We start from the raw sequence: 13,552 nt of genomic DNA, 5'->3' as shown, positions 1-13,552 counted from the left end.
CAAAGGGTGCCGTCTCGTCAATATTGTCTAAAAACCGAGATTACGCCAGATCGCCGCCGTCGCCTCGGCCTGATTCAGGGTGTAAAAATGCAGGCTAGGTGCCCCCTCCCGCAGCAGTAATTGACACTGCCTGCTCAGCAACTCGATTCCCAACTGATATTGGGATTGCGGATCGGCGGCGTACGCATCCATCCGCCGCCGCAGGTATTGGGGAATATCGGCGCCGCACATGGCAGAAAAACGGGAAATCTGTTCAAAATTGGTGATGGGCATGACGCCGACCACTAACGGCACTTCAACGCCCTCTCGTTGCAACTCGTCGCGCAACTGCAAGTAGGCGTCGGGATTGAAAAAGTACTGGGTGATAATCGCATCCGCCCCGGCTCGCACCTTGGCTGCCAAGTGCATCACATCATTCCGGGCGGAAGTCGCCCGGGGATGGATGTCCGGATAGCCCGCCACATACACCTCGAAGCCCCCGAAATGACGGATAAATGCAACCAGATCCGCAGCGTGCTGAAAGTGGCCGGGATTCTCCATACCTTCCGGCAAATCACCGCGCAAGGCCACAATACGGCGTATGCCCTGCTTTCGATAATCTTCGAGAATCTCCCGTATCCCCGCTTCCGTAGACCCGATGCACGAGAGATGCGGCACCGCCTCCAGATCATAATCCTGACGGATCATGGTCACTGTCGCAAAAGTACGTTCACGGGTGGACCCGCCCGCCCCGAAGGTCACCGAAGCATACTCGGGATCCAGGGGGAGAAGCGCGGTTATCGCCTCCCGCAGACGTTCCTCACCCGCGGCATTTTTGGGGGGAAAGAACTCGACGGAATGCGCCATCAGTAGCGGTACGCATCCGCTTTGAAGGGGCCATCCACAGACACGCCGAGGTACCTGGACTGCGCGTCGGTCAGACGGGTCAATACCCCCGCAAAACCTTCCACCATATAGCGGGCCACCTCTTCATCCAGCGCCTTGGGCAGAACGGTAACGGAGATATGACCGGCCTTCTCCGCAGCAGGCAGATCGGCAAAACGCTCGCCGTACAGATGAATCTGCGCCAGCACCTGGTTGGCGAAAGAACCATCCATGATTCGGCTGGGGTGACCCGTCGCATTGCCCAGGTTCACCAGACGCCCCTCCGAAAGCAGGATCAGGTAATCATCGCTATCGGGATCAAAGGCCTTACCGGCGGCGGTATCACGGTAGACCTTGTGCACTTGCGCCTTCACTTCGTCCCAGGCCCAGGTTTTACGCATGAAAGCGGTATCGATTTCGTTATCGAAATGGCCGATGTTACAGACCACGGCACCCTTCTTGATGGTCTTGAGCATACCGGCATCACAGACGTTGAAGTTGCCGGTCGCGGTCACCAGCAAATCTATCTGGCCGAGCAGGCCGCGATCGATGCAGGCATCCGTGCCATCGTTGATGCCGTTCTTATAGGGCGATACGACTTCGTAACCATCCATGCAGGCCTGCATGGCGCAGATGGGATCCACCTCGGTGACGCGGACGATCATCCCTTCCTGACGCAGGGACGCCGCCGAACCCTTGCCCACATCGCCATAACCCAGCACCAACGCGCGCTTACCGGAGAGCAGATGATCGGTGGCCCGCTTGATGGCATCACTCAGAGAATGGCGGCAACCATACTTGTTGTCGTTCTTGCTCTTGGTCACAGAGTCGTTGACGTTGATGGCGGGGATTTTCAGGCTCCCTTCCCGGGCCATTTCCCAGAGGCGATGCACACCGGTAGTGGTTTCCTCGGAGACGCCGTGGACGCCAGTCAGCAATTCCGGATGTTTCTGGTGCAACAGGCCAGTGAGGTCACCACCGTCATCGAGCAGCATGTTCGGGCGCCAGCCATCCGGGCCGGTGATGGTCTGCTCGACACACCACCAATATTCATCTTCCGTCTCACCTTTCCAGGCAAAAACCGGGATGCCCGCCGCCGCGATGGCCGCCGCCGCCTGATCCTGGGTGGAGAAAATGTTGCAGGAGGACCAGCGCACTTCCGCGCCGAGCGCCACCAGCGTTTCAATGAGCACCGCAGTCTGGATGGTCATGTGGATGCAGCCAGCGATATGCGCACCCTTGAGGGGCTGTTGCGCCTGGTATTTGCGGCGAATGGTCATCAGTGCCGGCATTTCCGTTTCGGCAATGCGGATTTCTTTACGTCCCCAGGCAGCGAGGGAAATATCGGCGACTTTGTGATCAGCAGAATTTTTGAGCACAGCATTCATGTAAGTCATTCCTTGAGCATGAAAGCGAGCGCAGTTTTACAGATGGGAAGCATAGGCCGAGCCTGATCGTCACTCCGACACCTTCCCGGCCGGGGAATCATCCGGCCGGATCAGCGCAGGAGGCATGACGACTGCAGCGCCCCTCGACCCGATCTTCCAGCGGGGACGACTCCCCGCCAAGGCATTTTTACCGTAGTCCGGCAGCGTCGCGCAAGACGGCGGCCTTGTCGGTCCGCTCCCAAGTAAATTCAGGCTCTTCGCGACCGAAGTGACCATAGGCAGCCGTTTTGGTATAGATGGGCCGCAACAGGTCGAGCATCTGGATGATACCTTTGGGGCGCAGGTCAAAGTGCTCCTGCACCAGGGCGGCAATCCGGTCGTCATCGATCACGCCAGTACCAAAAGTATCCACCATCAGGCTCACCGGCTGCGAGACGCCGATGGCATAGGCCACCTGCACTTCGCAACGCCTGGCGAGGCCTGCGGCCACGATATTCTTCGCCACATAGCGTCCGGCGTAGGAGGAAGAACGGTCCACCTTGGAGGGGTCCTTGCCGGAGAACGCGCCGCCGCCGTGACTGCCCTGACCGCCGTAAGTGTCCACAATGATTTTGCGCCCGGTCAAACCACAGTCACCTACGGGTCCGCCGATCACGAAACGGCCGGTGGGATTGATGAGGTACTTGGTATCCTTATGGATCATCTCGGGAGGCAGGACGGGCTTGATGATTTCCTCACGCACGGCTTCGACGAGATCGGCATGGCTGATATCCGGGCCATGCTGGGTGGAGAGCACCACGGTATCAATGGCGACTGGGCGACCATCCTCATAGCGTACCGTCACCTGGCTCTTGGCGTCGGGACGCAGCCAGGGCAGGCGACCATCTTTGCGCACCATCGCCTGCCGCTCGGTCAGACGGTGGGCAAAATAGATGGGCGTCGGCATCAGCACGTCCGTCTCGTCACAGGCAAAGCCGAACATCAAGCCTTGGTCACCAGCGCCCTGATCGAGATCAAGGCCGGCACCTTCGTCCACGCCTTGAGCGATATCTGGGGATTGCTTGTCCAAGGTCTGCACCACCGCGCAGGAGGCCCAGTCAAAACCCATGTCCGAGGAGTTGTAACCGATCCGGCGCACGGTCTGGCGCGCCACATCCGCATAGTCCACCACCGCGGTGGTGGTAATTTCACCCGCGAGCACGATCAGACCCGTGGTAATCAGCGTCTCGGCCGCCACGCGACCGCGGGGGTCCTGAGCCAGAATCGCGTCGAGGATGGCATCGGAAATCTGATCCGCGACTTTATCGGGGTGACCTTCGGAAACGGATTCAGAGGTGAAAAGATGACTTTTGGACATGCACTGGGCTCCTCAATAGCTAGGCCGACCTGTCGCAGCGGACAGGGACAGCGCGCACTATATCAAAGGAAAGCGCCACAAGCGAAGTGAAACGCGCTCACCGCAAAAGCAAAATTGGCTCAAGCGGAGCGGAGGTGCGGCCTCAAGAGCGCGCCGGACCAACTACCGGAAAGGAGGACTTCTTGCCGCCACCCCAAAAATAGGAAATACCACCGGTCACCTGGACATCGTTGAGGTTGGAAGCATTCGGCGTAGGGGTATTGAAGAGCAGTTGATCCCGCACATCCAGGCGCAGCCCCAAGTGATCATTTACGAGATACTGATAGCCTACACCGAAGACGCCCATCAACGAGGTTCCCCGGCCGAGCTGGTGGTTAAACAAGTCGCTGGATGCCCCCAAACCCAGGGAGAGATAGGGGGTGTCAGGGCTGCCAAGCGCGTAAAGATTACCGAGGATCGCACCACTGTACTGATTGGCACCGACAGCATGTGCAGGGCCCTGCAGATGGGCAAAGGCTGCTGCCACCTGCGCCTCCACTCCCACGTGCGCATCTATCCGACGCCCCATGCGCAAGCCGACGACCCCGGCATTGCCACCGTTGTCCAGACCGCTTGAGGCATCATAAAAGGTATTCCCTCCAAAGAGGTTGATGTAGGTTTCATCACGCACGGGCCGCCCGGCCGCCCACGCCGGAACGGCGAGGACAAGCCCGATGAACACCAGCACCGCGCGCAACCCCCACTTCATGTCCTTGCACCTCGTATATGGCAGCACTGCCCAATAAAACCTGTTATGATCATAGCCCAGTTTAGATACATTTACCACAAATCTCTGTCCGTTTTGCCGAAAAACCAACAAGGAGCTTTCATGTCCACTCTCGTCTGCGGTTCTCTGGCCTTTGATACCATCATGGTCTTTCAGGACCACTTCAAGGCGCACATTCTGCCTGATCAGGTACACATGCTGAACGTGTCCTTTACTGTCCCGCAAATGCGGCGCGACTTCGGCGGCTGTGCCGGCAACATCGCATATAACCTCAAATTGCTGGGCGCCAATCCGCTGATCGTCGGCACAGCAGGCCAGGACTTCACGCCTTATCTTGATCACCTGAAGGCACAGGGATTAGACACCACCCTGCTGCGGATTCTCCCGGACCACTACACCGCACAAGCCTTCATCACTACCGATCTGGACGACAACCAGATCACCGCCTTTCACCCCGGCGCGATGTTTCAGGCCCAGGAAAACCACCTGGCCGGGCGTATCCCCGAGAATGTGCGTTGGGCCATTGTCGCACCGGATGGACTCGGCGCCATGGTGCAGCATCTGGAAGACCTTACGAATGCCGGCATTCCCACGCTGTTTGACCCGGGCCAGGGTCTGCCGCTCTTCGATGCGGAAACTCTGACCCGCCTGATTGACCGGGCAGACTACCTTACGATCAACGATTATGAATGCCAGATGGTACAGGCGCGCACCGGCCTCGGCCTCAACGAACTTCGCCAGCGCCTCAAGGCCCTGATCGTCACCCGCGGCGAGCACGGCTCGGTGATCTATCATGACGGCCGGGAGACGACCATTCCAGCGGCCAGGCCCAAAGCGGTCACAGACCCCACCGGATGCGGGGACGCCTATCGCGCGGGGCTGCTGTACGGCCTGGAACACGAACTCGGCTGGGAAACCAGCGGCAGAGTCGCCTCACTGATGGGCGCCTACAAAATTGAACAAGCAGGCACCCAGAATCACCGCTTTACCTGGCCGGAATTCCAGGCCCGCTATCGCGAGAACTTCGGCGAGACGATCGGCTAGGCCCTGCTGGCTCAGGAAACGACCGGCTTGTCCTCGGCATCCCAGACATTAATACCGCCACCAAGGTTATAGACTTCGGTGAAGCCCATCTCCTGCAAGGTCACCGCTGCCAGCGCCGAACGTGTTCCGCTGTCACAGTAAAGGACAACGACCCCATCGCGCGCAGCGGCCAACTCCGGATGGCAATGGCCGTAATCGGGGTCCGCCAGTGCCTCCAGATAACCGCGAGGCACATGGATAGCGCCCGGCAGATGCCCCTCCAGAAAGGCACTGGACTCCCGGACATCCACCACCAGCACATCGTCCCGGCTCCGCAGCCAGTCCTCCAACGTATCGCAGTCTATTTCGCGAATCTGATGGCGCGCCGCCCGTATAAAGTCTGCAAGAGATTTCCCCATGACCTTCCCCATCGCACTAAAAGCGGCCCGCCCTCATGGACACATGACTTCGGCGAGATGCTTACTGAGCTCCTCGATACCGACATAAGTATAATCCTTGCTCAAGGTGCCTGAAATCATTGCGCTAGTGGGTGCATCCAGTTTTTCGCGCAGCAAACCCAGAATATGCGGAGAAGCGACGAGCACCAGGTGTTGGAAAGCATTCTGCTTTCGCGCCGCGCCCAAATAGGTCGCCAGCTCATTGGCGAAATGCAGCATTTCCGCCTCCTTAGGACTGGTTTGCCATTCGATACCAGGCCGTGCTCCCGCAGCGAAGCTCTGCTGAACGCGCCCTCCCGCATCCGTCACCAGTTCGTCCTGGTGCTTGCGGCTGTCGGGATGCTGCCAATCCTGTACCAGATGCAGCCCGGTATTGCAGCCCTCACTTTTAAAGAGGCGCGCCTCTGCGGCGTTACTCACCAGTACCCAAGTCACCGTAGCCATCTCACATTCTCCTTTTTCGAATGATCCCTGACATAGATGGATACGGCAATGATAAAAAACAAGCAACGGTTTTTTCTTCCCTGATTTGTAGAATCATTCTATGATGGACCCGTCTGCTATCTGTCCTTGAGGAATCTCCAACAGTGCCCTCCCAACCCCTCAGCAAAACCGCCTGCCCCCTACCGCCCTTGGGCATGGACGCCCTCCGTCTGCGCATGGACACCTGCCATTATCTGCTGCGCACATTGGGCGCCGAAGAAACAGCGGAGCCTGTCAACAGCGTTTATACGGCGCTGGCCATGAGCCTGCGTGACCGCCTGGTCGAACGTTGGAAAAACACCCAGAAAAAGGTGGCCGCCGAAAGCGGCAGGCGCACCTTTTACCTTTCTCTGGAGTTCCTGCTCGGGCGAGCCATGGGCAACACCCTGCTGAACCTGGGTCTGGAAGACGCGGCGCGCGAGGCGTTGACCTGGGAGCATCGCGAGCTGGTGGACATCATGGAACTTGAGCCCGACGCTGGTCTGGGTAACGGTGGGCTGGGCCGTCTTGCAGCCTGCTTTCTCGATAGCTGCGCCTCTCTCGGTCTGCCGGTCACGGGTTATGGCATTCGCTACAGCTACGGCATGTTCCGTCAGGAAATTCGCGGGGGCGAGCAGGTGGAGGAACCTGACCACTGGCTGAGGAATGGGTGCCCCTGGGAGCTGAAACGACCGGAACGGATACGCCGCGTTCACTTTTTCGGGCGCAGCGACGGATATCACGATGCCCAGGGGAGGTTCCATCAGCGTTGGGTCGACACCCACGACGTGCTTGCCGTACCTTACGACATTCCCATCCCCGGTTATCGCAATGAGGTGGTCAATACCCTGCGTCTCTGGCGGGCGACGGCCACCGACATCTTTGATCTCGGCGAATTCAACGCCGGCGCCTACCCGGAAGCCGTCGCCGCCAAAAACAACGCCGAGCACATCAGCATGGTGCTCTATCCCAATGACAGCAGTGAAAACGGTAAGGAACTGCGCCTGCGCCAGCAGTATTTCCTGGCTTCCGCGAGCCTTCAGGATGTGGTCGCGGACTGGGTTGCCATCCACGGTGAAGATTTCCGCAATTTTGCCAAACATCACTGTTTCCAACTCAATGATACCCATCCCAGTTGTGCCGTGCCGGAACTGATGCGCCTGTTGATGGATGAACACGGTCTGAGCTGGGAGGAAGCCTGGGACATCACTAGCCATACCATGGCCTACACCAACCACACCCTGCTGCCCGAGGCACTGGAACGGTGGTCGGTGCGTTTATTCCGGCAGCTCCTCCCGCGCCTGCTGGAAATCATCATGGAAATCAACGCACGTTTTCTGCAGGAAGTGGCACGGCGCGCACCGGGCAACACCGGCCTGCTGCAACGATTGTCCATCATCGAAGAAGGCGACGAGCAGATGGTGCGCATGGCGCACCTCGCCGTGGTAGGCAGCTTCTCGGTAAACGGGGTTGCGGCACTGCACACCAAGCTCCTCTGTGAGGATCTTTTCGCCGACTTCCACCACCTCTGGCCGACGAAATTCAACAACAAAACCAATGGGGTGACACCGCGACGATGGTTGCAATGGGCCAACCCCGGGCTCCGCGATCTTATTACCGAGCGCATCGGGCCGGACTGGAAGCACGACCTGGAACGGCTGCGGGATCTGGAGCCGGCAGCGGACGATGCGAAGTTCCGCAAGCGCTGGGCGGAGGTACGCCGCGCCAACAAGGAACGGCTGGCGACACTGGTGCATCAGCATACCGGCGTCACTTTCATCCCCGATGCCCTGGTGGACGTGCAGGTAAAGCGCGTCCATGAATATAAAAGGCAACTGCTCAATGCCCTGCATGTCATCCATCTCTACGACCGCATCAAGCGCGGCGAAGCGAACCAGGTGACTCCCCGCAACGTCCTGTTTGCGGGCAAGGCGGCGCCAGGATACTTCATGGCCAAGCGCACCATCAAATTCATCAACAATATCGCCAATGTCATCAATCATGATCCGGATACGGAAGGCTTGTTGCGGGTGAGCTTTCTACCGGATTACCGAGTCTCCCTCATGGAGCAGATTTGCGCGGCAACCGACCTCTCCGAGCAGATATCCACGGCAGGCAAGGAGGCCTCCGGCACCGGCAACATGAAGTTTATGATGAACGGGGCCCTGACCATTGGCACCCTGGACGGCGCCAACATCGAGATCCGCGACGCGGTAGGCGCCGAGCACTTTTTCCTTTTCGGGTTGAATGCCGAAGAGGTCAGCCAATTGCGCAGGCATTACCATCCGGAGCTATATATCCAGGCGGACCACGATTTGGCACGGGTCATGGACCTGTTGCAGAGCGGCTATTTCAACGCGTTCGAACCGGGCATTTTCGACCCCATCGTCCACGCCATCACCCATCCCCATGACCCGTGGATGGTGCTCGCCGATTTCACCAGCTATAAAGTCAAGCAACGGGAGGCGGCAGATGTCTGGCATGATCAGACCGAATGGCAACGGCTGAGCATTCTCAACACTGCGGCGAGCGGGATTTTTTCCAGCGACCGGACCATTGCTCAGTACAACGCGGACATCTGGCACCTCACACCTCTGGTCATGACCCCATGACAGCATTCGCCTGATCTGTTCTAATGCGCATCATTAACGGGGTGCGTTCGCTGTGCAGAGGAAACTGATGATTCAAAAACCACGTCCGGTGTTGCTCCTGATCCTCGATGGATGGGGCTACCGGGAGGATTCTGAAGATAACGCCATTGCCCAAGCGCGCACGCCAAACTGGGATGGCTGGTGGCAAAATTATCCCCATGGTCTCATCAACGCTTCCGGGGCGTCTGTGGGGCTTCCCGGCGGACAGATGGGCAACAGCGAAGTCGGGCATATCAATATCGGAGCAGGCCGCGTGGTGTACCAAGAGTACGAGCGCGTGAATCTTGCCATCGCCGACGGCAGTTTCTACTCCAACAGCGCCCTCTGTGCAGCGGTGGATGCCGCCGGGGCTCAGGGCGGTGCCGTCCATATCCTGGGCCTGCTTTCAGCGGGTGGGGTGCATTCTCACGAAGAACATATCCTCGCCGCGCTACGTCTGGCGCGGGGCCGGGGCGCTGAACGAGTCTATGTGCATGCCTTTCTGGATGGCCGCGATACCCTGCCACGCGGCGCGGAGTCATCTCTGAAACGACTGAATGCCGAGATAAGTACCTACGGTGGCGCTCTGGCCTCGGTGATCGGCCGTTTTTATGCCATGGATCGTGACCACCGCTGGGATCGGATCCAGCAGGCCTATGATCTGCTTACCCTCGGTAAGGGGGAGCACTATGCCACGGGTTTAGAGGCGCTTGCTGCCGCCTACCTCCGTGGCGAAAGCGACGAGTTTGTCGCCCCATCGTGGATTGGTGCCAACCCCGCCTGCATCGGCGATCACGATGCGGTGTTATTCATGAACTTTCGCTCCGATCGCGCCCGCCAGATCACCCGGCCCTTTGTCGAGGCAGACTTCGACGGCTTCGCCCGACAGGTCAAACCCCGACTCGCAGATTTCGTCACCCTCACAGAATACAGTGAGCATTTTGATGCACGGGTCGCTTACCCCCCCGCTCGTCTGAAAAATACCTTTGGCGAATGGATATCCCAATTCGGCCTGCATCAGTTGCGCATTGCCGAAACCGAAAAGTACGCCCATGTCACCTTTTTCCTGAGTGGCGGTGACGAACGGATATTCCCCGGCGAAGATCGCGTATTGATTCCGTCTCCCAAGGTCACCACCTACGATTTGCAACCGGAAATGAGCGTGAATGAACTGACCGATGCCCTGGTCGCCCGCGTTGAAAGTCGCCAGTACGATGCCATCATCTGCAATATCGCCAATCCCGATATGGTCGGCCACAGTGGTAAACTGGCCGCCGCCATTGCTGCGGTCGAAGCGGTAGACCGCAGCCTCGGGCGTATTGTCAGCGCCGTGCGCGCCGTAGGCGGCGAAGCGCTGATCACAGCCGATCATGGCAATGTCGAGCAGATGCTGGATGTCGGGAGCGGCCAGGCGCACACCTCTCATACCTGTAACCCGGTGCCCCTGCTCTACATCGGACGCCCTGCAGAGATCCTATCCGGGGGGGCGCTGGAGGACCTGGCGCCCACCTTGCTCCGGCTCATGGACTTGCCGGTGCCCCCTGAAATGGGCGGCAAAAACCTGGTGCAGTTCCTCTGACCCATGCCCCTTCTGTCCCGTCCCCGCGTCGGCGCGCTGCTTGCCTTGATCTTGCTCCTCCCGGCCGGTGCGGGAGCGGCAACGCTTCAGGAAAAAATACAAAATAGCCAGAAAAAACTGGAGCATATACACGAGAATCTAGGGCAGATACAGGCGCATCTCGCGGCGGGGCAGAAAACCCAGGCGCAACTGCGCGTAGAAATCAGCGCACTCGATCAGCGGGTTGTTGCGACGCAAAAAAAGCTGGCCGGAATCCAGCAGCAACAACACTCGGCACAGGCACAATTGGCCGAACTGCGGGTAAAAATCCATGCACTGCAGGCGGAACTGAGTCAACAGAAAGGCATCCTCGCCCGGCAGCTTCGCGGCGCATACATGCTCGGCGGAGTTACCCCACTGGCCGTCTGGCTGCAAACGGAACGCCCCGGAGAACTGGGGCGCATGAGCGTCTTTTATGAGTCTCTGGCCAGGGCGCGCAGCGCACTGATCGTCAAAACCCAAGGCACCGCGCAACAGATACGGAAGACTCGGCACGAGGTGCAAATCCACGAAACCCATCTCGCTCAGTTGGCGCAACAGGTCAGTGCGCAGGAACAAACGCTCCGGCAACAGCGTGAGGTTCACGCCGCACTGGAAAACCAGCTTGCAGCCCGCATTGCCGCCGACAAGACCAAGATCGCAGAATTACAGGCGAATGCCAATATTCTCAATGGATTGGTGAGCCGTCTGACGGTTCAGTTCCGTCATCAGGAAGAAGTCGCCCGCGCCAAAGCTGCCGCCGAAGCACGACGCAAGGCCGCTGCCGCCGCTGCGGCCCGTCGGGCGGCGGCAATCTCCGCGCAACGGGCAGCTGCCGCGCAACATCATCTGGCCCAGGAAAGGCAAGCGGAACAGCGGGCGCTGCGGGCGCAGGAAACAGAGCGGGCACGACAGGTTCAACGTGCGGCGAATGCACAAAAGCAGCCACCCACCACCGTAGTTCGTCCGCCGGTGATCGCCCCCGCTCCCGCATTGCCCACAACCCCCATCGTCGGGCACGGTAATTACCCCCCGCCGGTAACCGGTCCGGTTACCGCGCGTTTCGGCGCACCCCGGGTGACTGGCGGACTCGACTGGCAGGGTATCACCTTTCAGGCCCCGGTAGGGACGAAGGTTCGCGCCATCGCGCCGGGCATGGTACTTTATGCGGGGCCTTTGCGAGGCTATGGACAGATTGTCATCGTGCAGATCGCACATAGTTTGTTGTCCATATACGGGCACCTGGGCGCTACCGATGTCCACGTTGGAGAGCAGGTTTCTACCGGACGCCAGGTCGGCAGCGTGGGCAGCGGCGGCGAACTGGGGAACGATGGTCTCTATTTCGAGATGCGGAATGCTGGCCGCCCGGTCAATCCGCTGGATTACATCCATAACTGAGAATCATGCTGCCGGTTCAGCCAAGCGTCCTGCGCTGGACCCACACTTTTGGAGACTTATCTTATGTCCGTTCCCCGCTTCCCCAAGCCGCGCTCCGGTATCCTGCTGGGCGTCAGCGTCGGGCTCGTTCTGGGTGTCAGCGCCAGTTTTGCCGTCACCGTTCATGCTGCAAAGGATCAGGATAGTATCCCTCTGGAACAGATCCGAACCTTTAGCCAGGTCTTCGGGATCGTCAAATCTCATTACGTCGACCCCACTTCCGACAAAAAACTGATGAATGGCGCCATCAACGGCATGGTCAGCGCCCTGGACCCCCATTCCGCCTATCTGACGCCTAAAGAATTCAAAGAAATGCAGGTGTTCACCGACGGCAAGTTTGGCGGGCTGGGCATCGAAGTGACCGGCGAGCGTGGCGTGCTCAAGGTCATCAGCGCCATTGACGGTACGCCGGCCGCCAAGGCTGGTATCGAATCGGGCGACATCATCGTCAAAATCAACCATAAGGCCCTGCAGGGCATCCCTCTGCAGAAAACCGTGGACATGATGCGTGGCAAACCCGGAACACAGGTAACCCTGACTATTTTGCGGCCGCATCAGGCGCAACCCCTGACTCTGACCCTCACCCGCGCCATCATCAAGGTGCGGAGCGTACGTTCTGCCATGCTGGCGCCTGGTTATGGCTACATCCGCATCAGTCAGTTTCAGGAAAACACCGGCAGCGCAACCCGCAAGGCGGTGGAGCATCTGGAGCAGGAAGCTGGCGGGCACCTCAAAGGTCTGATCCTTGACCTCCGCAACAATCCGGGGGGCGTGCTCGGAGCAGGGGTCGAAACAGCGGACACCTTCCTCAACAAAGGGCTGATCGTCTATACCAAAGGGCGCACCGACGACAGCGACATGCGTTTCTCCGCCCACGGACCCGATTATCTCCACGGCGCCCCCATGATCGTACTCATCAATGGCGGCTCGGCTTCGGCGGCGGAAATCGTTACCGGCGCGCTCAAGGATGACCACCGCGCCCTGATCATGGGTCAGCGCACCTTTGGCAAGGGATCGGTACAAACGGTGATACCACTGAGCAACGGCGGCGCCCTCAAACTGACGACGGCACTTTATTACACCCCGGCAGGCTGCTCCATCCAGAGCGAGGGCATCGTCCCCAACATCGAGGTGCAGCCATCCAATGCGCGGCTGCGCGCACTGGATGCGGATCTCCTGAAGGAGTCGGAACTACATGGCGTGCTGAAAGCGCCGGACGAGTGCCGCAAGGCTACACCCCGATATACCATCGCCCTGCCGGCTTCCGCCACGGTGGCGACACCGACCGACGCTTCCGAATCCACGGCGGCAGACGAAGCCATAGCCGCCAGCAGCACCTTGAAACCGAACTTGGTGAAGGATTATCCTCTGCGCGAAGCGCTCGCCATTCTGCAAAACCAAGCGGTCCCGGTGCAGGAAAAGGGGCATAGCGTCCCCATGGTGATCCCCCTTCCGAAGGCAGTGGGACAGTGATCCGGCCAGCACCATTTTGTTCTGATATGCATTGCATATGGATAAATTCTGCGCCAACGTGGTCCAATCCAACGTGATTTCCCGATTGGTCAGTGGG

At 59.2% G+C, this 13,552-nt stretch carries 11 protein-coding genes and 1 riboswitch; of the genes, 5 read left to right on the top strand and 6 right to left on the bottom strand.

Annotated elements, in window-relative coordinates; translation table 11 throughout:
- Window positions 1-27 precede the first annotated feature (27 nt).
- The 4 genes from metF to AFERRID_RS08780 all read right to left on the bottom strand — a co-directional run bounded on the left by metF (window position 28) and on the right by AFERRID_RS08780 (window position 4,357).
- Window positions 28-846 (bottom strand): methylenetetrahydrofolate reductase [NAD(P)H], encoded by an 819-nt coding sequence (gene metF / locus AFERRID_RS08795; RefSeq protein ID WP_113526835.1) that lies wholly within the window; start codon window positions 844-846, stop codon window positions 28-30.
- Window positions 846-2,252, bottom strand: coding sequence for an adenosylhomocysteinase (gene ahcY, locus AFERRID_RS08790; RefSeq protein ID WP_126604961.1), 1,407 nt, complete (start codon window positions 2,250-2,252; stop codon window positions 846-848). Before ahcY ends, metF begins: the two co-directional genes overlap by 1 nt.
- A gap of 19 nt (window positions 2,253-2,271) precedes the next feature.
- Window positions 2,272-2,403, bottom strand: a riboswitch (S-adenosyl-L-homocysteine riboswitch).
- Window positions 2,404-2,439: 36 nt separating this feature from the next.
- Window positions 2,440-3,609 carry a methionine adenosyltransferase gene (gene metK, locus AFERRID_RS08785; protein WP_113526837.1) on the bottom strand — a complete coding sequence of 390 codons (1,170 nt, stop codon included), beginning with the start codon at window positions 3,607-3,609 and terminating at the stop codon, window positions 2,440-2,442.
- A 142-nt stretch (window positions 3,610-3,751) separates the two neighbouring features.
- Window positions 3,752-4,357, bottom strand: a complete 606-nt coding sequence (locus AFERRID_RS08780; RefSeq protein WP_113526838.1) for an outer membrane beta-barrel protein — start codon at window positions 4,355-4,357, stop codon at window positions 3,752-3,754.
- A gap of 120 nt (window positions 4,358-4,477) precedes the next feature.
- Here AFERRID_RS08780 and AFERRID_RS08775 point away from each other — a divergent pair, with 120 nt between their 5' ends.
- Window positions 4,478-5,419: a carbohydrate kinase family protein gene (locus AFERRID_RS08775; protein ID WP_126604960.1), complete on the top strand. Its 942-nt coding sequence runs from the start codon at window positions 4,478-4,480 to the stop codon at window positions 5,417-5,419.
- Window positions 5,420-5,430: 11 nt separating this feature from the next.
- Here the strand turns inward: AFERRID_RS08775 and AFERRID_RS08770 are convergent, their stop codons facing one another.
- Window positions 5,431-5,817 carry a rhodanese-like domain-containing protein gene (locus AFERRID_RS08770; protein ID WP_126604958.1) on the bottom strand — a complete coding sequence of 129 codons (387 nt, stop codon included), beginning with the start codon at window positions 5,815-5,817 and terminating at the stop codon, window positions 5,431-5,433.
- Window positions 5,818-5,850: 33 nt separating this feature from the next.
- Window positions 5,851-6,300 carry a host attachment protein gene (locus tag AFERRID_RS08765; RefSeq protein ID WP_113526841.1) on the bottom strand — a complete coding sequence of 150 codons (450 nt, stop codon included), beginning with the start codon at window positions 6,298-6,300 and terminating at the stop codon, window positions 5,851-5,853.
- Between the two features lie 143 nt (window positions 6,301-6,443).
- Between AFERRID_RS08765 and AFERRID_RS08760 the strand changes: the two genes are divergently transcribed.
- The 4 genes from AFERRID_RS08760 to AFERRID_RS08745 all read left to right on the top strand — a co-directional run bounded on the left by AFERRID_RS08760 (window position 6,444) and on the right by AFERRID_RS08745 (window position 13,455).
- Window positions 6,444-8,930 (top strand): glycogen/starch/alpha-glucan phosphorylase, encoded by a 2,487-nt coding sequence (locus AFERRID_RS08760; protein WP_113526842.1) that lies wholly within the window; start codon window positions 6,444-6,446, stop codon window positions 8,928-8,930.
- 67 nt (window positions 8,931-8,997) lie between these two features.
- Window positions 8,998-10,527, top strand: a complete 1,530-nt coding sequence (gpmI, locus tag AFERRID_RS08755; RefSeq protein ID WP_126604956.1) for a 2,3-bisphosphoglycerate-independent phosphoglycerate mutase — start codon at window positions 8,998-9,000, stop codon at window positions 10,525-10,527.
- 3 nt (window positions 10,528-10,530) lie between these two features.
- Window positions 10,531-11,943, top strand: a complete 1,413-nt coding sequence (locus AFERRID_RS08750) for a murein hydrolase activator EnvC family protein (RefSeq protein ID WP_126604954.1) — start codon at window positions 10,531-10,533, stop codon at window positions 11,941-11,943.
- Between the two features lie 63 nt (window positions 11,944-12,006).
- The gene (locus tag AFERRID_RS08745; protein WP_126604952.1) at window positions 12,007-13,455 is read left to right on the top strand and encodes a S41 family peptidase; all 1,449 of its coding nucleotides are present in this window, start codon (window positions 12,007-12,009) and stop codon (window positions 13,453-13,455) included.
- The last annotated feature ends 97 nt before the right edge of the window (window positions 13,456-13,552 follow it).

This window comes from Acidithiobacillus ferridurans (genome assembly GCF_003966655.1).
Classification (GTDB): domain Bacteria; phylum Pseudomonadota; class Gammaproteobacteria; order Acidithiobacillales; family Acidithiobacillaceae; genus Acidithiobacillus; species Acidithiobacillus ferridurans.
Note: the sequence above shows the minus strand (reverse complement) of the source record. Positions and strands in the feature narration are given on the sequence as shown.

Bases quoted from the DNA above. Each gene is read 5' to 3' on its own strand.
- metF (WP_113526835.1), bottom strand. From the start codon at position 846: ATGGCGCATTCCGTCGAGTTCTTTCCCCCCAAAAATGCCGCGGGTGAG.
- ahcY (WP_126604961.1), bottom strand. From the start codon at position 2,252: ATGAATGCTGTGCTCAAAAATTCTGCTGATCACAAAGTCGCCGATATT.
- metK (WP_113526837.1), bottom strand. From the start codon at position 3,609: ATGTCCAAAAGTCATCTTTTCACCTCTGAATCCGTTTCCGAAGGTCAC.
- AFERRID_RS08780 (WP_113526838.1), bottom strand. From the start codon at position 4,357: ATGAAGTGGGGGTTGCGCGCGGTGCTGGTGTTCATCGGGCTTGTCCTC.
- AFERRID_RS08775 (WP_126604960.1), top strand. From the start codon at position 4,478: ATGTCCACTCTCGTCTGCGGTTCTCTGGCCTTTGATACCATCATGGTC.
- AFERRID_RS08770 (WP_126604958.1), bottom strand. From the start codon at position 5,817: ATGGGGAAATCTCTTGCAGACTTTATACGGGCGGCGCGCCATCAGATT.
- AFERRID_RS08765 (WP_113526841.1), bottom strand. From the start codon at position 6,300: ATGGCTACGGTGACTTGGGTACTGGTGAGTAACGCCGCAGAGGCGCGC.
- gpmI (WP_126604956.1), top strand. From the start codon at position 8,998: ATGATTCAAAAACCACGTCCGGTGTTGCTCCTGATCCTCGATGGATGG.
- AFERRID_RS08750 (WP_126604954.1), top strand. From the start codon at position 10,531: ATGCCCCTTCTGTCCCGTCCCCGCGTCGGCGCGCTGCTTGCCTTGATC.
- AFERRID_RS08745 (WP_126604952.1), top strand. From the start codon at position 12,007: ATGTCCGTTCCCCGCTTCCCCAAGCCGCGCTCCGGTATCCTGCTGGGC.